This window comes from Kribbella sp. NBC_01484, assembly GCF_036227145.1.
Lineage (GTDB): Bacteria > Actinomycetota > Actinomycetes > Propionibacteriales > Kribbellaceae > Kribbella.
In genome coordinates, this window is sequence record NZ_CP109437.1 from 6,549,097 (window position 1) to 6,572,589 (window position 23,493).

General features: G+C 69.2%; 24 protein-coding genes. 10 read left to right on the forward strand and 14 right to left on the reverse strand.

The genetic code is table 11. The features are described 5' to 3' along the window. Positions 1–31 precede the first annotated feature (31 nt). The gene (locus tag OG555_RS31845) at positions 32–1,021 is read left to right on the forward strand and encodes a DMT family transporter (RefSeq protein ID WP_329476241.1); all 990 of its coding nucleotides are present in this window, start codon (positions 32–34) and stop codon (positions 1,019–1,021) included. 354 nt (positions 1,022–1,375) lie between these two features. Here the strand turns inward: OG555_RS31845 and OG555_RS31850 are convergent, their stop codons facing one another. Further along, positions 1,376–2,332 carry a DMT family transporter gene (locus OG555_RS31850; protein WP_329476242.1) on the reverse strand — a complete coding sequence of 319 codons (957 nt, stop codon included), beginning with the start codon at positions 2,330–2,332 and terminating at the stop codon, positions 1,376–1,378. A 129-nt stretch (positions 2,333–2,461) separates the two neighbouring features. Between OG555_RS31850 and OG555_RS31855 the strand changes: the two genes are divergently transcribed. From OG555_RS31855 to OG555_RS31870, 4 genes are read left to right on the forward strand one after another with little or no spacing between them, the layout of a single operon-like run. Beyond that, complete coding sequence (locus OG555_RS31855; RefSeq protein ID WP_329476243.1) at positions 2,462–3,664, forward strand: cysteine desulfurase-like protein; 1,203 nt, start codon at positions 2,462–2,464, stop codon at positions 3,662–3,664. A 38-nt stretch (positions 3,665–3,702) separates the two neighbouring features. Next, entirely contained in the window at positions 3,703–5,274 is a 1,572-nt protein-coding gene (locus tag OG555_RS31860; protein WP_329476244.1) for a hypothetical protein, read from the forward strand. An 11-nt stretch (positions 5,275–5,285) separates the two neighbouring features. Beyond that, positions 5,286–6,530, forward strand: coding sequence for an ROK family transcriptional regulator (locus OG555_RS31865; protein WP_329476245.1), 1,245 nt, complete (start codon positions 5,286–5,288; stop codon positions 6,528–6,530). Next, positions 6,527–7,813, forward strand: a complete 1,287-nt coding sequence (locus OG555_RS31870; RefSeq protein ID WP_329476246.1) for a glycoside hydrolase family 125 protein — start codon at positions 6,527–6,529, stop codon at positions 7,811–7,813. The genes OG555_RS31865 and OG555_RS31870 overlap by 4 nt, the downstream gene beginning before the upstream one ends. On the opposite strand, the gene OG555_RS31875 is transcribed toward OG555_RS31870, so the two are convergent. Together OG555_RS31875 and OG555_RS31880 are read right to left on the reverse strand one after the other, a co-directional pair. Continuing rightward, positions 7,806–8,651: an ABC transporter permease subunit gene (locus OG555_RS31875; RefSeq protein WP_329476247.1), complete on the reverse strand. Its 846-nt coding sequence runs from the start codon at positions 8,649–8,651 to the stop codon at positions 7,806–7,808. The two genes, OG555_RS31870 and OG555_RS31875, sit on opposite strands and share 8 nt — an antisense overlap. Continuing rightward, positions 8,641–9,549, reverse strand: coding sequence for an ABC transporter ATP-binding protein (locus OG555_RS31880; protein ID WP_329476248.1), 909 nt, complete (start codon positions 9,547–9,549; stop codon positions 8,641–8,643). The genes OG555_RS31875 and OG555_RS31880 overlap by 11 nt, the downstream gene beginning before the upstream one ends. 98 nt (positions 9,550–9,647) lie before the next feature. Here OG555_RS31880 and OG555_RS31885 point away from each other — a divergent pair, with 98 nt between their 5' ends. Next, on the forward strand, positions 9,648–10,232 hold the full coding sequence (locus OG555_RS31885; protein ID WP_329476249.1) for a GNAT family N-acetyltransferase: 585 nt from the start codon (positions 9,648–9,650) through the stop codon (positions 10,230–10,232). Between the two features lie 3 nt (positions 10,233–10,235). Here OG555_RS31885 and OG555_RS31890 read toward each other — a convergent pair whose 3' ends face one another. The 3 genes from OG555_RS31890 to OG555_RS31900 form a co-directional block, all read right to left on the reverse strand. Further along, entirely contained in the window at positions 10,236–10,901 is a 666-nt protein-coding gene (locus OG555_RS31890; protein ID WP_329476250.1) for a response regulator transcription factor, read from the reverse strand. A gap of 21 nt (positions 10,902–10,922) precedes the next feature. Continuing rightward, positions 10,923–11,579, reverse strand: coding sequence for a response regulator transcription factor (locus OG555_RS31895; RefSeq protein ID WP_329476251.1), 657 nt, complete (start codon positions 11,577–11,579; stop codon positions 10,923–10,925). Between the two features lie 76 nt (positions 11,580–11,655). Beyond that, a complete protein-coding gene (locus OG555_RS31900) occupies positions 11,656–12,804 on the reverse strand; it encodes a sensor histidine kinase (RefSeq protein WP_329476252.1) in 1,149 nt (382 codons plus the stop codon). 84 nt (positions 12,805–12,888) lie between these two features. Here OG555_RS31900 and OG555_RS31905 point away from each other — a divergent pair, with 84 nt between their 5' ends. Then, entirely contained in the window at positions 12,889–13,026 is a 138-nt protein-coding gene (locus OG555_RS31905) for a DUF6069 family protein (RefSeq protein ID WP_329476253.1), read from the forward strand. On the opposite strand, the gene OG555_RS31910 is transcribed toward OG555_RS31905, so the two are convergent. Next, complete coding sequence (locus OG555_RS31910) at positions 13,023–13,721, reverse strand: FadR/GntR family transcriptional regulator (protein WP_329476254.1); 699 nt, start codon at positions 13,719–13,721, stop codon at positions 13,023–13,025. The genes OG555_RS31905 and OG555_RS31910 overlap by 4 nt on opposite strands. Before the next feature lie 245 nt (positions 13,722–13,966). On the opposite strand from OG555_RS31910, the gene OG555_RS31915 reads away from it, so the two are divergent. Next, positions 13,967–15,178, forward strand: a complete 1,212-nt coding sequence (locus tag OG555_RS31915) for an alpha-hydroxy acid oxidase (protein WP_329476255.1) — start codon at positions 13,967–13,969, stop codon at positions 15,176–15,178. Here OG555_RS31915 and OG555_RS31920 read toward each other — a convergent pair. The 3 genes from OG555_RS31920 to OG555_RS31930 all read right to left on the reverse strand — a co-directional run bounded on the left by OG555_RS31920 (position 15,125) and on the right by OG555_RS31930 (position 18,318). After that, entirely contained in the window at positions 15,125–16,324 is a 1,200-nt protein-coding gene (locus OG555_RS31920; RefSeq protein WP_329476256.1) for a sensor histidine kinase, read from the reverse strand. The two genes, OG555_RS31915 and OG555_RS31920, sit on opposite strands and share 54 nt — an antisense overlap. A 78-nt stretch (positions 16,325–16,402) precedes the next feature. Continuing rightward, positions 16,403–17,041 (reverse strand): pyridoxamine 5'-phosphate oxidase family protein, encoded by a 639-nt coding sequence (locus OG555_RS31925; protein ID WP_329476257.1) that lies wholly within the window; start codon positions 17,039–17,041, stop codon positions 16,403–16,405. Then, positions 17,041–18,318, reverse strand: coding sequence for an MFS transporter (locus tag OG555_RS31930; protein WP_329476258.1), 1,278 nt, complete (start codon positions 18,316–18,318; stop codon positions 17,041–17,043). Before OG555_RS31930 ends, OG555_RS31925 begins: the two co-directional genes overlap by 1 nt. A gap of 142 nt (positions 18,319–18,460) precedes the next feature. On the opposite strand from OG555_RS31930, the gene OG555_RS31935 reads away from it, so the two are divergent. Continuing rightward, the gene (locus OG555_RS31935; protein WP_329476259.1) at positions 18,461–18,913 is read left to right on the forward strand and encodes a hypothetical protein; all 453 of its coding nucleotides are present in this window, start codon (positions 18,461–18,463) and stop codon (positions 18,911–18,913) included. A gap of 25 nt (positions 18,914–18,938) precedes the next feature. On the opposite strand, the gene OG555_RS31940 is transcribed toward OG555_RS31935, so the two are convergent. Continuing rightward, positions 18,939–19,586: an alpha-ketoglutarate-dependent dioxygenase AlkB gene (locus OG555_RS31940; RefSeq protein WP_329476260.1), complete on the reverse strand. Its 648-nt coding sequence runs from the start codon at positions 19,584–19,586 to the stop codon at positions 18,939–18,941. A 211-nt stretch (positions 19,587–19,797) separates the two neighbouring features. Here OG555_RS31940 and OG555_RS31945 point away from each other — a divergent pair, with 211 nt between their 5' ends. Beyond that, a complete protein-coding gene (locus tag OG555_RS31945) occupies positions 19,798–20,778 on the forward strand; it encodes a VOC family protein (protein ID WP_329476261.1) in 981 nt (326 codons plus the stop codon). Between the two features lie 54 nt (positions 20,779–20,832). Here the strand turns inward: OG555_RS31945 and OG555_RS31950 are convergent, their stop codons facing one another. From OG555_RS31950 to OG555_RS31960, 3 genes are all read right to left on the reverse strand, one after another. Further along, positions 20,833–21,735: an alkaline phosphatase family protein gene (locus OG555_RS31950; RefSeq protein ID WP_329476262.1), complete on the reverse strand. Its 903-nt coding sequence runs from the start codon at positions 21,733–21,735 to the stop codon at positions 20,833–20,835. Then, a complete protein-coding gene (locus tag OG555_RS31955) occupies positions 21,711–22,463 on the reverse strand; it encodes an alkaline phosphatase family protein (protein WP_329476263.1) in 753 nt (250 codons plus the stop codon). Before OG555_RS31955 ends, OG555_RS31950 begins: the two co-directional genes overlap by 25 nt. A gap of 254 nt (positions 22,464–22,717) precedes the next feature. After that, complete coding sequence (locus OG555_RS31960; protein ID WP_329476264.1) at positions 22,718–23,434, reverse strand: hypothetical protein; 717 nt, start codon at positions 23,432–23,434, stop codon at positions 22,718–22,720. Positions 23,435–23,493: the final 59 nt, after the last annotated feature.

A 23,493-nucleotide genomic window follows, 5' to 3' on the forward strand; every position in this document is an offset into this window, starting at 1 on the left:
GCGCAATCCGGCGAACGGTCATGATGGTGACGTGACAACGACCGCGACCCGCCCGCCGACCTCGACCCGTCAGCACCACCTGATCGGGCTCACGGCCGCCTTCGGCATCGGGATGCTGTTCGCGATCCAGTCCCGGATCAACGGCGAACTCGGCGATGTCCTCGGTGACGGCGTCGCGGCTGCGCTGATCTCGTTCGGCACCGGCCTGCTGATCCTGCTGATCGGTACGGCGCTCATCCCCGCGGTAAGGCGCTCTCTCGGCAAGGTCTGGGAGGCAATTCGCGAGCCGGTGCGTGCGCACGGCGGCCTGCGCTGGTGGCAGTGCATCGGCGGACTCGCGGGCGCCTACCTCGTCGCGACCCAGTCGATCACCGTCTCCGTGATCGGCGTCGCGGTCTTCACCGTGGCCGTCGTCGCGGGTCAGGCGGTCAGCAGTCTGGTCGTCGACCGCCTCGGCTTCGGCCCGGCCGGCCCGCAGCCGTTCACCAGCTTGCGCGTCGTCGGCGCGCTCATCGCTTTGGTGGCCGTCGTACTCGCGGTGTCGGACCAACTGAATCACCCCGCCGGCCTGCTCCTCGCTGTACTGCCCGCGCTCGGAGGCGTCTTCACCGCGGTCCAGCAGGCGATCAACGGACGCGTCGCGCGCACCGCGTCACCGGACGCGTACGGCGCAGTCGCGGCCGGCGTGGTCAACTTCCTGGTCGGGCTCGCCGCGTTGCTGGTGGTGTTCCTCGCCGACCTCGCGCTACGGGGTGCGCCGCATCACCTGCCGAGCAACCCGTGGCTGTACTTCGGTGGCGCGTGCGGTGTGATCTTCATCAGCGCGGCGGCGGCCGTGGTTCGGGTGGTCGGCGTGTTCGTGCTCGGTCTCGGGACCATCGCCGGTCAGTTGATCGCGAGCCTGTTCATCGACCTGTTCCTCCCGGCCGCGGACAAGGCGGTCACGTTCCCGGTCGTCGCCGGGACCGTGCTGGCCCTCGCCGCCGTGGTGATCGCCGCCGTCCCCAACCTCCGCCGCTAGTCCCGTTGGTGTGCAGTTCGACAGGAGGTGTCGGTCCGCGGGTGGTGGTCGGGCGGTGTGCGCAGGCGTGAACCCGGCCGGGTGAGGCCGGACCCGAGCCGACACTTCCTGTCCATCTGCACCAGCACCACGCAGGGATAACCCTCAACACTCCGCGCGGGGATACCCGGCGCTCCGGTCGGTTCGGTGGGTGTTGCCCATGCCGTCGACCGGATCGCCAGGCCATCACAACGAGGCGAGGACGATGGCCTCCCGCGGGCGGTCGCGACGTCTCGGTGATTGTGATGGCCTGGAGGTCCGTTCTCCACTGGTGTGCCGGGGGAGTGACGGCGCCGGCGACGACCAGGCGCGGCGCTAGGTCGTCGCCGGCGCCTCGGCCGCGACGATCGGCTTGCGCCGCGGCGGACGCAGCAACCCTTGCGAGACGGCGACCCCGAGCAACACGACCAGACCGCCGACCGGCTGGTACCAGGTGATGTGCTCGTGCAGCACGAGCACGCCGACCACGATCGAGAAGACCGGCATCAGGTAGGTCACCATCGACGACCGGCTGGCCCCGATCAGCCGGATGTTCCGCAGGCTGAGCACGAACGCGAGCCCACTGCCGAGCGCACCCAGCGCGACCACACTGAGCACGACCTCGATCGACAGCGACCACGGGGCCGGCGGCGCCTGCCGGGTGACGATCGGCGCCACGATCGCGAGCTGGACCGTTGCGCACAGCAACAAACTCGCGGACAGCGCCGTCCCGGACAGCGTGGTCCCGGCGATGAACCGCTTCTGGTAGGGAATCGCCAACCCGTAGAAGACCGCGGCCAGCATGCACAGCGCCTGCCCGGTCAGATCCGCTCCGGCGTCGACATGCCAAGCACCGAGTACGACGAGCATGCCGGCGAACCCGATGATCAGCCCGAGCACCCGCTGCAGCGAGAACGTCTCGGTGCGGAAAATGAGCACGGCGATCGGCAGCACGACCAGGGGCGTGATCCCGTTCCAGATCCCCGCCAGGAGGGACGGAATGCGCTGCTCGCCGTACCCGAACAGCGTCCAGGGGATCGCGGAGCCGATCGCGCCGAGCACGAACGAGTGCAGCCACAGCCGCCGGTCGCGAGGTAACGGCTCGCGCTTCACCGCCAGGATCACCAGCAGGACGACGGAGCCCGCGATCACGCGGCCGAGTGCCAGATAGAGCGGCGGAAGCTCGCGCACGCCGACCGAGATGAACAGGAAGCTGCAACCCCAGATGGCGGCCAGGGTCAGCATCGTCGGAAGCCAGCCCCGCACCGGGGCGGCCGTGTCAGTAGTCGTCACCGTGCTCACTCCTGACATCCTGCACTACCGCTGCGACATTCCGAAGATTTTTATCCGGGATCGGGCAAACCTGGTGAGAAATGGACAACCGATGGCAGCGAGTGCGGTCGCCGGGGGAGGATGACAGCCATGGGTGCCTTCGAGGTCGTGTCCGTCCGCAAGCAGTTCCCCGCGCTCGACGAGGGTGCGGCGCATTTCGACGGTCCGGGTGGATCGCAGACCCCGCATGTGGTCGCCGACGCGGTGGCCCGGACCCTGACGTCGGCGCTGGCGAACCGCGGCCGACTCACGACTGCCGACCGCCGGGCCGACGAGATCGTCATCGAAGCGCGGGAGGCGATGGCCGATCTGCTCGGCACTCAGGCGAATGGCATCGTCTTCGGCCGCAGCATGACTCAGCTGACCTACGACTTCTCCCGCACGCTCGCCAAGACCTGGTCCGAGGGCGACGAGGTCGTCGTGACCCGCCTCGACCACGACGCCAACGTCCGCCCGTGGGTGCAGGCCGCCGAGGCCGTTGGCGCGACCGTGAAGTGGCTCGGCTTCGACCCCGGGACCTCCGAGCTGGACGACATCGCGCCGCTCCTGACCGACCGGACTCGCCTGGTCGCCGTCACCGGCGCATCCAACCTGCTCGGCACCCGTCCGGACGTCGCCCGGATCGCGGATCAGGTCCACGCGGCCGGTGTGCTGATCTACGTCGACGGGGTGCACCTGACCGCGCACGCTCCGGTCGATGCGGCGTACGCCGACTTCTACGTCTGCTCGCCGTACAAGTTCTTCGGGCCGCACCTCGGGGTGCTGACCGCCAAGCCCGAGCTGCTGGAGACGCTCCGGCCGGACAAGCTGCTCCCGTCGTCGGACGCCGTACCCGAGCGCTTCGAGTTCGGCACGCTCCCGTACGAGCTGCTGGCCGGCACAACCGCGGCCGTCGACTTCGTTGCCGGTCTCGGCGGGACTGGAGCCACGCGACGCGAGCGCCTGCTCAGCTCGATGCAGCTGGTCGAGGAGTACGAGGACGGCCTGCGTGAGGATCTCGAGTCTCGGCTGGCCGCCATCCCGGGCGTCACCCTTTACGGCCACGCGGCTCGCCGTACGCCGACCCTGCTCTTCACCGTCGAGGGCCATCCGCCGGCCGCGGTGGCCGAGCATCTGGCCGCCGCCGGGGTCAACGCTCCGGCGGGCTCGTTCTACGCCTACGAGGCCGCCCGCCACCTGGGCCTGGGGGCTGCCGGAGCCGTCCGCGCCGGCCTCGCGCCGTACTCCGACCAGTCCGACATCGACCGTCTCGTCGCGGCGGTGGAGAGCCTTGACGGTTCTTCTGACCATTAACTAAAGTCCGTGGGGAAATTCGCCGCCGAGGGAGTCAGGTGAGAGAACCGAACGCTGTTTTCGTCCAGGCGGGACTCTCGGACGGGCTGTCCAGCACGGTCCGGACCGGCGCGACCTGGTCGGCCGACGGCATCGATGTCGGCTGGTCGGACGGCGCCATCGACGTCACCGGGCCGACCGTCTCGCGCGTCGCGCTCCGCTGGTCCGAACGGCTCCCCGCCGACGCGTTGATCCTCGGCGACGCCTGGGAACGCTCGTACGGCGACCTGCAGTGGCGTCACCAGCAACCGGAGCGACTGCTGCCGTGGTACTTCCTCTCCCACGACCCGCAGACCGGTGCGACGACCGGCGCAGGCGTCGACGTGCAGCCGAACGCATTCTGCTCGTGGACCGTCGACGCCGACGGGTTCACGCTCTGGCTCGATCTCCGCAACGGCGGGGGTCCGACCCAGCTGAACGGACGTACGCTGGCCGCAGCGACTGTCCGTCGGTTCGAGGACGCCGGCTCGCCCTGGCTGACGCTGCACGCAGCGGTCGCCACCATGAGCACCCGGCTACCGGCGCGACCTGAGCCCGCGCCGGTGGTCGGGGCGAACAACTGGTACTACGCGTACGGCGAGAACTTCGACCAGAAAGCAGTAGAGGTCGACGCCGCGACGATCGTGGAGCTCGCCGACGGTCACCCGGTCAAGCCGTTCAGCGTCGTCGACGACGGCTGGTACCCGGGCGGCATCGCGTCGGGCGGTCCGTGGGACACGGGTGCGCCGGGAGTCTTCGACGACATGGCCGGCACGGCCGCGGCGATCACGGCGATCGGCGCCCGCCCGGGGCTGTGGTTCCGCCCGCTCCTGGTTCGCGAGGCCGGTCCGTGGGGTCGCCCCGGGCCGCACGACAAACCCGGTCGCGCGCTCGATCCGTCGTACCCGGAGGTGCTCGACCTGGTCCGCGCCGATCTGCGGCGGTTCAAGGACTGGGGCTTCGAGCTGGTGAAGCACGACTTCAGCACGTACGACGTGTTCGGCCGGTTCGGGCCCGCGATGGGATCGCGGCTGACGAGCAGCGGCTGGCAGTTGCATGATCCGTCCCGGACGACGGCGGAGATCGTGCTCGCGTTCTATCGCGAGATCCGGGCGGCCGCGGACGACGTCGTACTGATCGGCTGCAACACCGTCGGGCACCTCGCGGCCGGGCTGGTCGACGTGCAGCGGACCGGCGACGACACGTCCGGACGGGACTGGGAGCGGACCCGCAAGATGGGCGTCAACACGCTCGCATTCCGGTTGCCGCAGCACAACCGCTTCTTCGCCGTCGACGCCGACTGCGTCCCGTGTACGCCGCAGACGCCGTGGGAGCTGAACCGGCGGTTCCTGGATCTGGTCGCACGGTCGGGTACGGCGCTGTTCGTGTCGATCGATCCACAAGCCCGCACCGAGCGGTCGGACCGCGCGCTGAGCGACGGTATACGGTTGGCGCTCAGTGGTGGTGACGCGTCCGGGATCGAGCCGCTGGACTGGCTGACGAACACGACCCCGACCTCCTGGCGCTCGGGCGCCGAGACGATCCAGTTCGACTGGTCACGTCCGTGGGGTGCGGACCCGATCTCCGACTGAGTGGGGGAGTTGTGACTGTACGCCGGGGCACGAACCTGGATCGTGTCGGCGGTTTCAATGACGCTGTCGTGCTCGATGCGATCCGCCGGAGCGAGCAACTGAGCCGGGTCGAGCTCGCCGAGGTCACCGGCCTGTCCGGTCAGGCGATCTCCAACATCGCCCGCCGCCTCCTTGACGCCGGTCTCGTCCGCGAAGCCGGCCGCCAGCGCAGCGCGGGCCTGGGCAAGCCGCGCACTCTGCTCGAGCTCGAACCCACCGGCCAGTACGCCGTCGGCGTTCACCTCGACCCCGCCGTCGTGACCGTGGTGCTGCTCGACCTCACCGGCGATGTGGTCGCTCGCCGGCGGGTGGACACGCCGTACGCCGACGATCCCGACGTACTGATCGCCGGAATCGCGGCGACGATCGAGGACGTCATGACTCTCGCCGCCGCGCCACGAGATCGCGTGGTGGGTGTCGGAATCGCCGCACCCGGGCCGATCGATGCCGAGCGTGGTTTCGTGGTCGACCCACCCAACCTGGCGGCCTGGCATTTGGTCCCGATCCGGGACGAGCTCCACGAGCGGACCGGGCTGCCGGTGCTCCTCGACAAGGATGTGACCGCTGCGGCGTCGGCCGAGAAGTGGGCCGGCGGAGGTGGGAGCTTCGTGTTCTTCTACCTGGGCACCGGCGTGGGGGCCGGCCTGGTGATCGGTGACGAGGTGGTCCGCGGTTCGTCCAGCAACGTGGGCGAGATCGGTCACGTCATCGTCGATCCGGACGGGCCGGTCTGCTACTGCGGGCGGCGCGGCTGCGTCGGCGAGGCGAGTCAGCCGCGGTACCTGGTGCAGCAGGCGGTCCGGGCCGGGGTGCTTGCCTCAGGCATCGATCTGGACGACCGGAAGGCCGTGGACGCGGCGTTCGCCCGGCTGTGTTCGCTGGCCGCGGCGGATCCCGGGCCGGCCCGGGAGATCGTTGCCGCACTGGCCGTCCGGATCGCCAAGGTGGTCGAGGACATCGCGAACCTCCTCGACCTGGAGCGGGTGGTGTTCGGCGGCCCGCACTGGGAGCGGCTCGCGCCCCTGTTCGGCGACGCGGTCCGGGCCGCCCTGGACGGACGATTCCTGGTCCGCTCCGTCCACCCCTTCGAAGTCGCCGGTACGGCGCTCGGCGTCGACGTCGGCGCGATCGGCGCGGCCAGCCTGGTCCTCGACCAGACCTTCTCGCCGAACCCCTCGGTACTGTTGCAGAGCCGCGAACTCGTGGCAGATAGGTGACTGTGTTGATAATCGATCCCGAGGTCCTCGCCCGGGCTACCGCGGCGGTCCACCGGGCGACCGGCGACGAGACGATCGCGGAGATGTTCCGGCGCTCGATGGCCGAGAACCTGCCCGCCGTCGCCGAACGGCTGCCGGACGGGACGACGTTCGTGCTCACCGGCGACATCCCGGCGATGTGGCTGCGCGACTCCGCCGCCCAACTCCGGCCGTACCTGCTGCTGTGCAAGGACGATCCGGGCCTGCAGGCGGTCCTGATCGGCGTCCTGCACCGGCAACTGGAGTACGTCGTCCTCGACCCGTACGCCAACGCGTTCAACCGCGGGGCGAACGGCGCCGGTCACACCACCGACGAGACCGAGATGTCGCCGTGGGTGTGGGAGCGCAAGTACGAGATCGACTCACTCTGTTTCCCGCTCGAGTTGGCATACCGGCTGTGGCGGATCACCGGTCGGGCGGACGTGATCGACGAGCGCTTCCGGGCGGCGGCCTCGGCGATCATCGAGCTCTGGACCGTCGAGCAGGATCACGAGGCGAGGTCGCCGTACCGGTTCCAGCGGGACGAGCCGGACATGCTGCCGTCGGACACGCTGGTCCGCGAAGGGCGGGGCCGGCTGACCCGGCCGACCGGGATGTCGTGGAGCGCGTTCCGGCCGAGTGACGACGCGACCGAGCTCGGGTTCAACGTGCCCGGCAACATGTTCGCCTCCGTCGTCCTCGGCTACCTGCAGGAGATCGCGGCCGAGGTGCTGGACGACGAGCCGCTGTCCGCGCGAGCCAAGGAACTCAAGGCCGACATCGACGACGGCATCGCACGGCACGGCACGATCGATCATCCGGAACGCGGTCACGTCTACGCCTATGAGGTCGACGGCGCCGGGGCGACGCTGCTGATGGACGACGCGAACATGCCGAGCCTGCTGGGGATCCCCTTGACCGGGTACGCCGCGGCCGACGATCCGACGTACGTCGCCACTCGCGGGCTGCTGCTGAGCCCGGAGAACCCGTACTACTACAGCGGTACGCACGCCGCCGGCATCGGCAGCCCGCACACCCCGCCGAACCAGGTGTGGCCGATTGCCCTTGCTGTGCAGGGATTGACGAGCACGTCGGCGGAGGAGCGCCAGCGGTTGCTGGAGCTTCTCCGCGACACCACGGGCGGCACCGGTCTCATGCACGAGTCGTTCCACGTCGAGGATCCAGCCGTCTTCACCCGCGAGTGGTTCTCGTGGGCGAACGCGATGTTCTGCGAGCTCGCGCTGGTGCACGCCGGGATCAGGTGACGTCCCGGCGCCGCGTCGTCCAGACCGCGAGTACGGCGAAGATCGCGCAGTAGGCGATCAAGGTCAGCAGGGCGCGCCCACCACCGACCGCATCACGGACTCCAGGCGGTGCGTCGTCGGCTGCCATGCCGGTGACGCTGAACACCAGCGAGCCCGCGTTCGTGCCGGGCAACACGTTGGCGAGGAACTTCAGATCCGGCAGCAGGCTGCTGACCACGCCGGCCACCAAGGTCTCGATGCCGAGAATCCACACCACGCCGAGGCCGATCGGCAACGCGACGTTGCGGAAGGCAACGGCCAGGACCGCGCCGGCCAGGCACCACATCATCAGCACCAGCCAGCCACCGCCGAGACCTCGCAGCAGGTCGAGCGGGCCGGGCCAGTTCATCGCGCTGCCCTCGGCGGCCGCGATGCCGATGCTGCAGAGCGCGCAGGCCGCGAAGATGGCGAGCACCCAGATCGCGATCATTGTGGCGAGTGCGAGGAACTGCGCCGCGAGTACGGCGCCGCGGCCGGGTCGCTGGGTGAGGATCGTCTTCAGCGTTCCCCAGGTGTACTCGCCACCGATCACGATCGCGCCGAGCACGAGGGCGAGCGCGCCGGCGAAGATCGGGTAGCCGCCGATCGTGTTGTCCAGGACGCGTTCCGGCAGCATGCCGCGGAGGATCTCGGCGCGCGGGATCCCGCTGGTCTGCGGGTTGTCGTCGCCGGTCGCGTAGCCCAGGTACGGCAGCAGGTAGCCGAAGATCAGGCTCAGCACCAGCCCGGCACCGAACAGGACCCAGACGGCCGATCGCTTGCGGAGCTTCAGCAGCTCCGCTCGATAGCTACCCAGCATCCGTCTTCTTCCCGCTGGTGGTGAGCTCGAAGAAGATGTCCTCGAGAGCTCGTTCGGTACTGTGCAGTTCGGACACCGCGATCCCGGCCTGGACCAGCACCTGGTTCACCTCGGCGGCCCGGCCCGGGTCCACCTTTACCCTGAGCGTGTCGTCGTACAGGTGCACGGTGCCGGTGCCGAGGAAGCCGGTGAGGACCGATTGCGCGGCGTCGCGCGGTGTGGCGCGGACGACCAGCTCCTGCTCGCCGCGCAACTCGTCGACGTTGTGCTCGGCAACCATCCGGCCGGAGTTGATGATCCCGACCCGGTCGCAGATCTGCTGCACCTCGCCGAGCAGGTGGCTCGACAGCAGTACGGTCCGGCCGTCTGAGCCGAGTTCGCGGATCAGCCGCCGCATGTCGCGCATCCCGGCCGGGTCGAGCCCGTTGGTCGGCTCGTCCAGGATCACGAGTTCCGGATCCTTCAGCAACGCGGCCGCGACGCCGAGCCGCTGCTTCATCCCCAGGGAGTACGTCGAGAACCGGTCCTTCGCCCGCTCGGCGAGATCAACCTGCTCCAGGACCTCGTCGGTCCGCTGTCGTGGCACTTCGGCGTACTCGGCCAGCAGACGCAGGTTGTCCAAGCCGGAGAGGTACGGATAGAACGCGGGCGACTCGATCATCGACCCGGTCCGGCCCAGTACGTCGGCCTGCCCAGGATGACCGCCGAGCACGCGGACGTCACCACTCGTCGGCGCGATCAACCCGGTCAGGATCCTGAGCGTGGTCGTCTTCCCAGCCCCGTTCGGCCCGAGGAACCCGTAGACCTCCCCAGGCAGAACCGTCAGGTCGACACGATCCACCGCGAGGGTGTCGCCGTACCTCTTCGTCAGCCCGCGGACCTCGACTAGCGCATCCATACCCCAGAGCGTGCCGGTGCGGGCCTGCCGACCGCGTCGCCCAGGAGGAGTGACCGCAGCTACCCCACTCGGAGTACTGCCGAGCATACTGAGTGATCGTGGAGCGTCGAGAAGCAGTGCTGTCGGTCGGGCCGCTGGACGCTGAGACCTGGCCGGCGTTCGCCGCGCTGGTCGAGGCGAACAACGGTGTCTGGGGTGGATGCTGGTGCATGGGCTTCCATGTGAAGCTGGGAAAGGGACGCACCGCGGCCCAGAACCGCGCCGAGAAGGAGCAACGCGTCCGGGATGGGAGCACCCACGCCGCGCTGGTCTTCGACGGCGACCAGTGCGTCGGCTGGTGCCAGTTCGGCACGCCTGAGGAGCTGCCCGAAGTCAAGAGCAAACGCCTGTACGAGAAGGGCCTGACCGACCTTCCGGACTGGCGCATCACCTGCTTCTTCACCGGCAAAGGGCACCGCGGCCGCGGTGTCGCCGACGCGGCCCTGGCGGGCGCTCTCGCCCAGATCGCCCAGTATGGCGGTGGCACCGTGGAGGGCTACCCCGAGGAAACCGACGACCGGAAGGTCTCCGGCTCCTTCCTCCACACCGGCCCGATGCCCGCCTTCGAGTCCCACGGCTTCACCCGGGTCCGGCCGATCTCCCCGCACCGCTGGGTCGTCGCCCGCACGGTCACCCCGGACTGAGCTTCAGCCGAGCCAACCAGGCCGGACCAAGCCGGTCTGGTAGGCGACCACGACCAGCTGGGCGCGGTCGCGGACGCCGAGTTTGATCATTGCGCGGCTGACATGGGTCTTCGCTGTTGCCGGGCTGAGGACGAGGCGCTCGGCGATCTCGTCGTTCGAGAGGCCTTCGCCGACCAGGGCGACGATCTCCTTCTCGCGTTCGGTGAGGACGTCGAGTTCCTTGCTGGCGTGCGGTTGGCGGCTGCGGGAGGCGAACTCCGCGACCAGGCGGCGCGTGACCCCGGGGGACAGGAGCGCATCGCCGCGCGCGACCACCCGGACCGCCTGCAGTAGCTCGACCGGCTCGGTGTCCTTCACCAAGAACCCGCTGGCCCCGACCCGCAGTGCCTCGAAGACGTACTCGTCGAGGTCGAACGTCGTCAGGATCACCACATGCACATCGGCCAGCTCCGCGTCGGCGCCGATCTGCCGCGTCGCCTCCAGCCCGTCGGTGCCAGGCATCCGGATGTCCATCAGCACCACATCGGGCTTCTCGGCCCGCGCCGCTGTGACCGCCTCGGCTCCGTCCGCCACCTCGCCGATCACCGTGATGTCGTCCTCGGCATTCAGCAACGACCGGAACCCGGCCCGCACCAACGCCTGATCGTCCGCCAGCAGCACCCTGATCATGCGCTCACGCTAGAGCATCGGTCAGGCCAAGCCCGCGTCGTGCGCCAGCAGCGCGATCTGGGTACGGTTCCCGAGCTCGAGCTTGGTGAGGATGTGCGAGATGTGTGCCTTCACTGTCGCGACGCTCATGTAGAGCTCCGCCGCGATCTGCGCGTTCGCCTTCCCCTGGGCGACCGCGAGCATCACGTCGTACTCGCGGGGTGACAGCCGCTTGAGCGACGTCTGCGCGATCGTGTGCGCGTCGGCCTGGGTCGCGGCCTGGTCCATCAGTCGCCGGGTGATCGCCGGTGACAGGATCGGGTCGCCGGCGGCCACCCGCCGTACCGCTTCGACGATCTGGGCGGGCGGCGTGTCCTTGAGTAGGAAGCCGCTAGCCCCGGCGCGGAGCGCGTGCAGCACGTTCTCGTCGGTGTCGAACGTCGTGAGGACGACGACCTCCGGCGGATCGGTCCGCGCGCGCAGCCGCCGCGTCGCGACGATCCCGTCCACCCTCGGCATCCGCAGGTCCATCAGCACGATGTCCGGAAAATGCGCGTCCACCGCGGCCGGTACCTCGTCGCCGTCGGCGGCCTGGCCGACCACGGCGATCCCGTTCGCGCCGTCGAGCATCATCTCCAGGCTCGCCCGGACCAACGCGTCGTCGTCCACCACCAGGACCCGGATGGTCGTCTCACTCATCCGCGTCCTCGCTTCGCTCCGGGCGCGGCTGAGGCACAAGTCGCCCTGTGCTTGATGATGAACTCGCTCCGCTCGCTCATGGGGGCCACGGTAGCGAGGCCTCGAGCCGGAAGCCGCCACCGGGCACCCGCCTATGGTCCAGCGTGCCGCCGGCGAGTTGCACCCGCTCCGTCAGGCCGACCAGCCCGGTCCCGCTGCCGGGGGTGAGCGGCGTCCCATTGGACGCCGGATTGGTCAGCTCGATCCGCAGCCCGTCACCCGGCCGGCCCGCCACCGTCAGCGTGACCGGATGCCCGGCCGCGTGTTTGCGCGCATTGGTGAGCCCTTCTTGCACGATCCGGTATGCCGTCCGCCCCGTTGCCGGCGGCAACGACGTGGCGTCGGCGACACGATCGTCGTACGAGATCGCCGTACCGGCCTCGCGGGACTCCTCGACCAGCGCCCGGAGGTCGCCGAACGTCGGCTGCGGCCGGCCGCCCGGGAGATCGTCGAACTCGGTGTCGCGCAGCACGCTGATCACCTCACGCAACTCGTCGAGCGCCTGGTGCACGCCGGTGCGGATCACGCCGGCCGCCTTGGCGAGCTTCTCCGGCGACGAATCCGGGCGATACTCGAGGGCACCGGCGTACGTCGCGAGCAGGGACAGGCGATGCGCGAGTACGTCGTGCATCTCGCGGGCCATCTGCGTCCGTTCGAGGGTCCGCGCCTCGGCGACCCGGCGGCCCTGCTCGGCCTCGGCCCGTTGCGCCCGCTCCCGGAGCGAGGAGAGGAGTTGCTGCCGGGCCTGGACCCATTGACCCCAGCCGAGCAATGCGGCGTGGACGGCGAAGTCGAGTACGGCGAACCACAGGAACGGGAGATTGCCGATCGGCCACAACAGACCTTGGACGAGGTGCGCCGTGGCCTGGAAGAGGGCGACGGGGGCCGCCGTACGCAAGGGGAATCGCAGGGCGACGGTCAGCGTGGCGGCCGTCGACGGTGGCGTCGCGGCCGGGGAGACAGCGGCCAGTACTGCCAGCGCGATCGCTGTCGGTATCGGGTGGCGGCGCAACCCCAGCATCAGCCCGCAGGCGACGACGCCGACCACGATGTCCAGCGCGAGCCACTTGTGGTGCGCGGGATCGGACATCCGGCCGACGATCGTCAGCGCCGACAGCAACCCGATCGCGGCGACGCCTGACACCTCGGCCGCCAGATTGCGCCGCTCCGGCAGACAACTCACCATGCCGCCGACCCTAGGCCCTGCCCTCATCCGTCACCACCGACCAAAGTCGATGCCTGGCCGACTTCGGACCACCTCACCTGCATCGTGTCCCTCGGCAGCCCGCTGTTGAACGGCATCGGCGTCGAGGCCAAGCTCGGCCTCGCCTCGCTCCACCTCGTCGTCGGCGCCGCGGTGATCGTCGGACTCCGCCGTACCGCCCTCACCGCCATCGAACGCTGCTAAGGGAACTGGAGTTGGGCGGCCTGATAGAAGCCACGGATATGCGCGGTCACCAACTCGGCCGCGCTGTCCGGCTGACCGGTGCGGACCGCGGTCAGGATCGCGCGATGCTCGGCGCGGAGTCCGACCGCGGTCGCCTCCCAGTCCGGCAGATTCGGTACGGCGGCCAGCACGTACTCGTGGATCGCCGACCGCAGCGACGCCATCACCGCCGCGATCAGCACGTTCCCGGCCAGCCCCGAGAGCGCGACGTGGAACTCCGCGTCGAGCAGATGAAACTCCTCGGGTGACAAGCCTGGGCGATCCATCCGGTCGAGCAACGCCTCGGCGACCTCGAGCTCACTCGGCTCCGCCTGCCGCCCAGCCGCCTCCCGGGCCGCCCATGACTCCAGCAGCAGGCGGGTCTGGACGACATCCCCCATCGGCAGATGATTTGTTGCCAGATGCAACCGCAGTACGGCGGTCAGCGGCGACACCGGCTCCGCCACGATGACCGCACCGGCCTCCGGCCCGGACCCGGTCGCGGTCCGCACCACGCCCATCGCCTCGAGCACCCGGACCGCCTCCCGCACCGACGGTCGGCTGATCCCGAGCTGCTCGGCCAGCACCCGCTCGCCCGGCAGCCGCCCTCCGATCCGCAGCCGCCCGGCCGCGAGATCCGCCTCAACCCGATGCAACACCAACTCGTAGTTCTTCACGCCCACCACCCCAACCCGGTGCGGGCAGGATTCCTGCGGGGTTCGGGGAGGGTTTTACCCCCGATTCGGGCAGAAAACCTCCCCGAAGCCCGCGGCCTCCACGCCAGGGAGGGAGGTGGGTTGTTGTGCACTTGGACGACTCTACTGTGTGGTCGGACCACAGGCTATGCTGTGGTCCGACCACAGATCAGGTCGGGCGGTTCGCCGTACCGCGCCTGGTCTCCGCCGGCCGTTCCGGAGTACTGATGACCGATCGACAGCTGCCCAAATGGTCCGAGCTGAAGCCGCTGCTGCGGCCGAAGCCGATCACGGCGAACCCGACCGACCGCCGGCTGGAGAAGGCGCTCACGATCGCGGATCTGCGCGCGATCGCCAAGCGCCGGACGCCGCGGTCGGTGTTCGACTACACCGACGGCGCCGCCGAGGCGGAGATCAGCCTGAGCCGGGCCCGCCGGCTGTTCGCCGAGATGGAGCTGCAGCCGTCGATCCTGCGCAACGTCTCCGAGATCGACCTGGGTACGTCGATCCTGGGCGGGCGCTCGGAGCTGCCGTTCGCGTTCGCGCCGACCGGATTCACCCGGATGATGAACCACGAGGGCGAGAGCGCGGTCGTCAAGGTCGCCGAGCAGATCGGGATCCCGTACGCGCTGTCCACGATGGGCACCACGTCGATCGAGGACGTCGCGGCGGCCGCGCCGGACGCGCGGAAGTGGTTCCAGCTGTACGTGTGGAAGGACCGGGACGCGGGGGAGGACCTGGTCAAGCGATCCGCGGCCGCTGGGTACGAGGCGCTGATGCTGACGGTCGACGTACCGGTTGCGGGGGCGCGGCTGCGCGACGTACGCAACGGCTTCACGATCCCGCCGTCGCTGACGGCGAAGACTGTGCTCGACGCGTCGCTGCACCCGGCCTGGTGGGCGAACCTGCTGACCACGCGGCCGCTGACCTTCGCATCGCTGTCCACCTGGCACGGTACGGTCGCCGAGCTGCTGGACAAGCTGTTCGACCCGACCATGACGATCGACGACCTGACCTGGCTGCGCTCGATCTGGTCCGGGCCGTTGATTGTCAAAGGCATCCAGACCGTCGAGGACGCCCGCCGGGTGGTCGACGCCGGCGCCGACGCGATCGTGCTGTCGAACCACGGTGGCCGTCAGCTCGACCGGGCGCCGACGCCGCTGCGCATCCTCCCCGACGTCCGCAAGGCGGTGGGCACTGACGCCGAGATCTACCTCGACACGGGGATCATGTCGGGTGCGGACATCGTCGCCGCGATCGCACTGGGCGCCGACGCCTGCCTGGTCGGCCGCGCCTACCTCTACGGTCTGATGGCCGGCGGTCAGCGTGGCGTGGCCCGGTCCGCTGAGATCCTCACCAAGGAGGTCCGGCGGACGATGGCTCTGCTAGGCGTGTCCCGGGTCGCCGACCTCAACCCGTCCCACGTCCGCCTGCCCTGACCGTTCGGGCAGCGGCAACGTCGCGATGATCCGCAGCCCGCCGGTCGGCCTGCGGGTCGCGGTGAGGGTGCCGCCGAGAGCGGTGGCGCGTTCCCGCATGCCGACGATGCCGTTGCCTTCCGCCGGCGGGCCGGTGAGCGACTGGCCGTCGTCGTCGACCTGGAGTACGAGCGCCTCGTCGCCGTACTGGATCCGCACCGTCGCCTCGGTCGCCCTGGCATGCCGTACGACGTTCGTGAGCGACTCCTGGATGATCCGGAGCGCGGCCCGGTCCAGCCCGATCGGCAGCGGCTCGGGGTCGCCGTGCACGATCGTGTGCACCTCGAGGCCGGCCCGGGACGTCCGGCTGACCAGGTGCTCCAGCCGATCGAGCCCGGTGACCGGCTGCCGGGGCGCCGACTCGTCGGACTGCCGCAGGATCCCGACGATCGACCGTAGCTCGACCAGCGCTTCCTTGCTGGCGTCCTTGATCGCCGACAGTGCCGGGCCGGCCTGCTCGGGCTGCCGATCGACCAGGTGCAGCGCGGTCGACGCCTGCACGTTGATCAGCGAGATGTGGTGGGCCACCACGTCGTGAAGCTCCTGGGCGATCCGCAGCCGCTCCTCACCGGCCTGCCGCAGCTCAGCTTCCTTCCGGGTCCGTGCCGCCGCCATCACCCGGTCGCGGTGTGCGCGGAAGAGCTCCGCCACGAACCCCAGTACGATGAAGCACGCGCCGACCAGGAGGACCTGGTACACGCCGTCGTGGTTGATGCCGAGCACCATTCGCCCGCCGACGTGCCCGAGGTACAGACCGGCCAGGGCCGACCAGCCCGCGAGCCGATACCCGAGCCGGATGCTCGTGAAGACGGCGATGACGAACGGGAGGATGACCGGACCCCACGGGTACTGCATCAGCATGTAGACGAGCGTCGCGACGACAGTTGCCCACAGCACCGGAATCGGGTGGGTCCGGAGCCAGTACAGCGCCAGCGACGCCTTCAGGAGCAGCAGCACCATGAACCAGTCGGCCGGCCGGCGATCCGGCTGGCCGTCGGCCGCTCCGAACGAGCCGACGACCAGGAAAACAGCCAGGAACAGCGGCAGCGCGAGCCGGCGCACCCGGGACCCGACGGTGGGTGCGGCGATCGGCTCAGTCGTGCTCACAGTACGAAACCGTAGAGGTCCGCGGGGCAGGTGTCATCGTCGCCACGGAGTATCCCGACCTGCTCCCTGCGCGGTAGTTCAGTACTTGACGTTATAGATCTTCTCCTCATAGGCCTTGCCGTAGTACTGCTCGAGCTCGGTCAGGTCGGTGTCCTGCCGTTCGAGCGTCTTGGAGATCTGCGCGCGGCTCGGCATCGCGTCCGGCTCCCAGGTCTCGGGCTTCCAGAGCTGCGAGCGCAGGAACGCCTTCGAGCAGTGGTGGAAGATCTCCTCGATCTCCACCAGCAGCGCCAGCTGCGGGCGGTTTCCCTTCACGATCATCTCGTCGAAGAACGGCGCTTCCTTCACGATCCGGGCCCGTCCGTTGATCCGCAGCGTGTCGCCGCGGCCGGGGATGAAGTAGATCAGCCCGACGTGCGGGTTGCTCAGGATGTTGGTGAACCCGTCGACCCGCCGGTTCCCCGCGCGCTCGGGGATCGCGATCGTCGTGTCGTCGAAGACCTTGGTGAACCCCGCCGGGTCGCCCTTCGGCGAGACGTCGCAGCTGCCGTCGGCGGCCGACGTGGCGATGAGGCAGAACGGCGACGCGGTCAGCCACTGCCGGTCCAGGTCGTGCAACTCCTTGCGGGCCTTGCCGGCCGCGGCGGCCAGCGGCTGCGGAACCACGTCCCGCAGTTCGTCGTGGGATGTGATTTCAACCAGTCCGGGGATCTCCATCAGGCGGCGTTCTCCTTTGCCGGCAACGGCTGGACGGCCCTCGTCCGTGCTGCCCATCGTACGGCGGGACCAGTTGCGCAACTGGTCCCCAGGAACAGTGCACCGACGACGATCCAGCCGATCGGACCCCAACCGAGGATGACGGTGGTGAGCAGCGCCGGGCCGAGCATGCGGGCGATCGCGGGGCCGGTGCCGAAGAAGCCCTGGTACTGGCCCTGCTTGTCGGCCGGTGCGAGACCGAAGCTGATCTCCCACGCACCGGACGCCAGTTTCATCTCTCCGAGCGTCAACAGAGTGGCGGCGAGCACCAGTACGACGGCAGCCGTCGCCGCGCTCATCTTGGCGGCGGAGATCGCGAAGACCCCGCAGGCGGCCAGCATGGCGACTCCGGCGTACCGGACCGAGCGGGTAGCGGTGTGGAGGTCCGTCACGCGCTTGGCGATCCGCACCTGGCACAGTGTGACTCCCACCGTGTTGACGATCAGCAGCGAGGCGACGACCCAGTTGGGCGCATCGGTGTGCGAGACGATCCACAGCGGGGCGACGAGGCTGAGCAGCGGCATGAAGAGCAACATGATCGCGTTCAGCAGCGCGAGGACGGCGTACGGCCGGTCCCGCAGTACGGCGAGACGGGGCTCGCCCTTGACCCTTGTGCTGACCGCGACCGGCGGGACGCGGTGGATCAGGCGGGCCGCGATCAGGAAGCTGACCGCGTCGATCGCGAAGACCGTCAGGTACGCCGCTGAGGTGTCGAAGCGGAGCGCGATACCGCCGAGCGCGGCGCCGACCGCGAGTCCGCCGTTGACCGTGGACTGGAGGAACGCGCGGATCCGGGTGCGCTCGGCCGGCTGCACCAGCCCTGCGAGCAGTGCCTGGCGCGCGGCGGTCAGTCCGGTCTGACTGCTTGCGTAGGTGATCGCCGCAACCAGGAACAACGGGAAGCTTCGCACGAACAGGAACGAGCCGACCGAGACTGCCGTGGTCAACGCCAGCGCGACCGCGACCCCACGGGCGCCCTTCCGGTCGGCCAGGTTGCCCAGCGGGACACCCGTGAGGAAGCCGATCAACCAGGCGACCGTGAGTCCGAGTCCGACCTCGGCGGTCGACAGCCCGACCACACGGGTGAAGAACAGCGCTGAGGTGACGATGAAGGCTCCGTCGCCCACCGAGTTCGCCAGTTGCGCCATCGCCAGGTCCCGGGCCGCTCCGGCCGGCGGCAGGATGCTGGAAGGCCCGCGGTCACGCTTGCTGCGGATGCGGTCGGCGGTGAGGCTCATCGGGTCTCCCTCGGCTCGGTGTATCTCGAGCCTAGGAGCGTGGCGGCCCAGCGGGCAGGTCCACTTTCACCCTCAGATGATGGGCCACATTGGTCTGTGGACAACTCAGATCCGGGGTCGGAATCACGGCACCTTGTTAAGTATGAGCTTCCAGAACCTGGCACCGACCTGGGCCACTCAACCCCTCTCCGACCCCGCGCTCGCCACCGATGTCGTCGACCTGATGGTCAGCCTCGGCGATCGCCGGAGCGGCACGTTCACCGCCGTGCTGTGCGACCACGACGACCGCTACATCGCCACGGTCGCCATCGACCTGCCGTCCGAGTTCGAGCACCTCGAGCCGTCCCTGCGGAGCGATGGCCTCTGCGGCTCGGCCCTGAGCCCGATCATCCCCGCCCTCCGGACCACCCCCGGCGCCGCCCTCATCCTGGCTCTGGGCCGCCCCGGCCCGGCGGTCTGGCCCGACCTGGACACCGAATGGGCCGAAGCCGCCACCCACATCTGTACCGCGGCCGAAGTCCGCCTCCTCGGCTTCTACATAGCCTCAGCCACCCACATCTACCAACCAGCCGTGCGAGCGTCGGCAGCCGCCTGACCGGCCGCCTGCTGAGGCGAGGCCGTCAGCGCACGCCGCGGGGGCGGAACTGGATGCTGATCCGCGGACCTACCCGTCCCGACGTCTTGGGGATCGCGTGCTCCCAGGTGCGCTGACACGAGCCGCCCATCACGATCAGGTCGCCGTGCCCGAGCGGATATCGGACAGTCGACCCCACCGGCCCGGTGGAACCACCACCCGGTCGCGGCCGCAGCGCGAGCACCCGCGGCTCACCGACGGACAGGATCGCCACCATCGTGTCCTCGTGGTTCCCGCGCCCGATGCGGTCCCCGTGCCACGCGACGCTGTCCCGGCCGTCCCGGTAGAAGCACAACCCCGCCGTCCGGAACGGCTCGCCCAGCTCCTCGGCGTAGCGCGCACTCAACGCATCCCGGGCCTCGTCCAGGATCGGCAGCGGCAGGTCCTCGTTCTCGCCGTAGAAGCAGAGCAGTCGCGGCACGTCGACCACCCGGTCGTACATCTGCCGGCGCTCCGCCTGCCACGGCACGTCCCGCGCCAGCCGCTCGTACACCTGATCCGCCCCGGTCAACCATCCCGGCAGGACATCGATCCACGCACCGCGCCCGAGCTCGGTCCGCCCGAGCCCATCCAAAGACCCCAACGCCGGATCCTCGAACGCATCCAGCAACGAGCCCTGAAGGTCAGCACCCATGCCCCCACCATACCCCGGGATTCGAACACCCGTTCCCTTAAGATCAGATGCTGTGATCCCGAGGTCTGAAAAGCGGAGATCGGCGGTTCGAAACCGCCCCTGACGTCCGGTTCCATGTCGCGAGACCGCCGACCAATTCGCTAGCCCAGGTCCAGCACCCCCGGGCCGGCCGAGTCTTGATCGGGTGGCCCGCCGGCATGAAACTACGGAGATGCCGCGTGACCTCGTCGAAGTCGCATGCCGCTGGGTCGACGCGTTGGAGCAAGCGGACGTACCAGCGGCCAACGTGGTCAGCGGTCTCCTCGGATGGGATCCAGGTCCGTGGATCGCCGAGGCGTGGCAGCCAGATGTGGAAGAGCTCGCGGGTTCGGACCGGACGGTGAGCAGCGCGCGGCAGGTCAACGACCACATGGTCCGCGTCGTCCTGGTCGGCAACCGTGGACAGGCACTCGTGAGCGTGGTGCTCGACGAGGCCGCAAAGGTCGTCGGTACGTCGGTCGACCCCGACGAGCAGGACGGACGATTCTGGGTCGTCGTGGGCTGCCCCCAGGAGCGAGAGGACGAGCTGCGCGCCTTCTACACGATGCTCACCCATGGACGGATCGGGCCGGGCGAGGGCCGGATGCGCCCTCCACGCTGGCGCGACCCGGCAAACCCAACGCAGATCCACCTCGACGTGCACGTCGCCGACCTGGAGGCCGCCGAGCGCGCGGTGCTGGAGCGCGGCGCGACGAAGCTGGAGGACTTCCCCGGCTGGCGCGTGTACGCCGACCCGGTGGGCCATCCCTTCTGCCTGTACCCCGGCCTCACCAAACCCACGGACCGATTCGGCACGCTCGTCCGCGTGGTGATCGACTGCGCCGATCCACCACCGCTGGCGCGGTTCTGGGGCGCCTTGCTGGACATGCCCCGTACGGTCGAAGACTCACCCGACCGGATCGTGATCGCCCGCGCCGACGACCGGCTGCCGATGCTCGCCCTGCAGCGCGTCCCCGACTACCAACCACCACGCTGGCCCGACCCCGAATACCCGCCGCAGATGCACTTCGACATCGGCTTCGACGACCGGGCCGAGAAGGAACGCCTCGCCCTCGGGCTCGGAGCGGCACGGCTACCGCCGCAGGGCGGCAGCTGCCCCGTGTACGCCGACCCCGCCGGCCACCCGTTCTGCCTTTGCTACAAGGGCGAGTGAGCCGACGGCAACGCTCTTCAGGAGGCCCGTCGGTCTTCTGCAGCGCGGCCGGAGTCAGGCGGTGCCCGGGGCGCCTGGTCCCGGAGCGGCCGGAGCCAGCAGAGGGAAGATGGTGGCGAGGAAGTTGCGCAGCACCTTCAGCGCCTGTTCTGGGGGCACGTCGGCCTTGGGGTCCTTGGGCAGGCCTTCGATCTCGATGTGGTTTTGATCGGCGTGCTCCCGTATCCCCTGGTACAGGGTCTTGCCCAGCGTGGACAGGCTCGTGCCCAGGGCTACCGCATCCTCCATGAACTGTGGCACCGGTCGCGGATCGGGGACGGGCCAGGTGGCCGGGTCTCGCGGAGTGTCGAGGGTGAAGACGTGGGAGAACGTCCGGGCAGCAGCATCACGCGCCGTGAACGGGTCTCCCAGACCCCACTGCTCCCGCAGCGTGGCGATCAGGGAGGTGTGCCGGTACTCCTCGTTGAACACCTCGGCTTCGGCTACCCATGGCGACACGATGATGGCCGGGACCCGGTAGCCCGAGCGGTCGAACGTGAAGCCGTCCTGGCCTGCCGGAGCGGACGGGTCCGGTGACGGCACCGAAGGGGGCACAACGTGGTCGTAGGTGCCGCCTGGCTCGTCCCAGCCGATCAGCAGGGCCGTGTTCCAGACGTTGGACCCGGTGGGGGACTGCATCCCTTTGTAGGCGTTGTAGATCCGTGCCAGGAGCGCCTCACCGCCCAGAATCGAGGACGGCGGGTCAAAACTCTGCACCGCGATCCCGTGCCCCAGGGCTCGCCCGCACGCCGGGTGGTAGTCGTTGTGCCCCACCCCCAGGGACGGCTCGAGGAACGAGAAGTCGGGCAGGTCCCCGTGAGCGGCGTCGGCCACGAACTGGGCGAACGGCACGACGTGTGTCGCGAACCGGTCCTTCAGCCGGGAGAAGTGGATCAGGCCCGTGGCGGAGAGCTGCATCGGCTCGGCGACGGCAAGATGGGCGGCAACATGCGCCAGCGGACGTACACCTTCCAGGTCTTGCCGTGGTCCTCGAGCCGGTTGAAGATCGTCTCCGCAGTGTTCTTCTGCACGAAGTTCTTGACCGGCGAGTTCACGGAGAATCCCGAGGACGTTGCGGCGGTCCAGAACGACCGGTTGGGCAGCGTCTGCGACGGCACCTCGCAGAACCAGTGATCGAACACCCCGAACCCCCGCGCCAGCCCGCTCAGCACCGGGATCTGCTCCGGGGTGAACCCGGTCATGATCTGCGAGTACTCCTCGTAAGTGGGCTGGCGGCCCATCTCGGCGGTGAAGCAACTGATGTAGTCGGTGACGTAGCCGTCCATCGTCGGCATCTGGCCGGGCGCCGGCGCGTTATAGGGCGCCGTGATCTCCTCGCCGAGCTTGAACCGGTTCTGCTCGTTCTGGATGTTGAACAGCTGGGTGTTGGTGTGCGGGTACTCCTCGCCGGAGTCGGGATTGGGGCTGTCCATGTCGGTGGCCACCGTGTACGGCACCACCTTGCGATCGGCACCATGCTCGGCCCACTCCGGGATCGGGTTGGAAAGGTCCCTGCCGAGCACGCCCTCGAATGTCTTGCCGTCCCCAGGCCCGTACAGGCGACCGAGCACGTTATCCAGTGACCGGTTCTCGAACAGCACCACGACCACGTGATCAAGCGCGTTGTCCCTGCTCTGACCCGCCATCCCAGACTCCTGATCTCCCGATAGAGCACCGCCGCCACAGACCGCCGCAGGCGACGCCGGTGTTCTGGTTCCAGGCCGAATGTAGGCAAGTTGTGCCACAGATGAGCCACCCCGCGAGGGTGATCTCGGCTGGAGGACCGGACCGAGAGGTGCAACCTCGGCGGATCGTCGTGGTTGGTGAGCAGCGAGTCATGTAGCACTGCATCCGATGGCCCGACTGTCCACGAGACTGCCGTACGACGCCCACGACTGGCCTACTGGGCTGTGAGCGCCTGCACGATGAGTTCGTTGCGTGCATCCTGCCCGCCGGGCACCGTGGTGTGGACGCCTTCGCGCAGGTACATGGTGAGGCGCGCCGGCTTGGCCGCGAGGTATTCGGCCCAGCGGACGATGCGGAGGTTCGGGTATTTCTTCTGCGCGTCGGACAGTTGGGAATTGACCCAGGCGCTGTTGCGCTGATCCGCGAGCTGAACGGTCGCGGACTTGGTGGTCCGGGCGATCTGGGTGTTGACCCAGACGACGGTGCGGTGCGATCCGACGATGTTCATCGTGCGGTCCACCTGGGCGGCGAACGCCGGTGGATTGAAGATGTCGTTGGTGCCGGTGGCCATCAGGATCCGTCGCGGCAGGCCGTACCTGGAGGCCCAGCTCTGGAGCGCGTCGACCGCGGGCGCGGTGGGCCGCCCCGACCAGTTGTTGACCGCCAAGCTTGCGCCGGAGCGGCTCAGCAGCCGGGTGGCCAGCGCCTTGCCGTCCTGGACCGCGATACTGTCGCCGAACATGTACACGCCGTCGTGGTCGCGGACGAAGGTGATCGTCGCCTCGCTCGCGATCGCCCGGCTGAGGACGGTCCAGTTCACGAGCTCGCCGGATCCGTAAAGGTCGGCCGCGGTAGCGCTCTCGGCAGCTACAACGGTCGAAACCGCCGCCACCGCCCCGGCCATCAGGACATGCCGTCGATTCGGTCTCATAGTGATTCCCCCCAGACAAGAACTGTGAGGAAGGCCCCCGCCCCCGCAGCTCGAACGTT

What these genes read in the sequence shown, in the direction of transcription:
- OG555_RS31875 (WP_329476247.1), bottom strand. Translation starts at nt 8,651, where the DNA reads ATGCTGGGTAGCTATCGAGCGGAGCTGCTGAAGCTCCGCAAGCGATCG.
- OG555_RS31855 (WP_329476243.1), top strand. Translation starts at nt 2,462, where the DNA reads ATGGGTGCCTTCGAGGTCGTGTCCGTCCGCAAGCAGTTCCCCGCGCTC.
- OG555_RS31955 (WP_329476263.1), bottom strand. Translation starts at nt 22,463, where the DNA reads ATGGCGGGTCAGAGCAGGGACAACGCGCTTGATCACGTGGTCGTGGTG.
- OG555_RS31930 (WP_329476258.1), bottom strand. Translation starts at nt 18,318, where the DNA reads ATGAGCCTCACCGCCGACCGCATCCGCAGCAAGCGTGACCGCGGGCCT.
- OG555_RS31940 (WP_329476260.1), bottom strand. Translation starts at nt 19,586, where the DNA reads ATGGGTGCTGACCTTCAGGGCTCGTTGCTGGATGCGTTCGAGGATCCG.
- OG555_RS31890 (WP_329476250.1), bottom strand. Translation starts at nt 10,901, where the DNA reads ATGATCAGGGTGCTGCTGGCGGACGATCAGGCGTTGGTGCGGGCCGGG.
- OG555_RS31950 (WP_329476262.1), bottom strand. Translation starts at nt 21,735, where the DNA reads ATGCAGCTCTCCGCCACGGGCCTGATCCACTTCTCCCGGCTGAAGGAC.
- OG555_RS31915 (WP_329476255.1), top strand. Translation starts at nt 13,967, where the DNA reads ATGACCGATCGACAGCTGCCCAAATGGTCCGAGCTGAAGCCGCTGCTG.
- OG555_RS31935 (WP_329476259.1), top strand. Translation starts at nt 18,461, where the DNA reads ATGAGCTTCCAGAACCTGGCACCGACCTGGGCCACTCAACCCCTCTCC.
- OG555_RS31900 (WP_329476252.1), bottom strand. Translation starts at nt 12,804, where the DNA reads ATGGTGAGTTGTCTGCCGGAGCGGCGCAATCTGGCGGCCGAGGTGTCA.
- OG555_RS31945 (WP_329476261.1), top strand. Translation starts at nt 19,798, where the DNA reads ATGCCGCGTGACCTCGTCGAAGTCGCATGCCGCTGGGTCGACGCGTTG.
- OG555_RS31880 (WP_329476248.1), bottom strand. Translation starts at nt 9,549, where the DNA reads ATGGATGCGCTAGTCGAGGTCCGCGGGCTGACGAAGAGGTACGGCGAC.
- OG555_RS31895 (WP_329476251.1), bottom strand. Translation starts at nt 11,579, where the DNA reads ATGAGTGAGACGACCATCCGGGTCCTGGTGGTGGACGACGACGCGTTG.
- OG555_RS31960 (WP_329476264.1), bottom strand. Translation starts at nt 23,434, where the DNA reads ATGAGACCGAATCGACGGCATGTCCTGATGGCCGGGGCGGTGGCGGCG.
- OG555_RS31925 (WP_329476257.1), bottom strand. Translation starts at nt 17,041, where the DNA reads ATGGAGATCCCCGGACTGGTTGAAATCACATCCCACGACGAACTGCGG.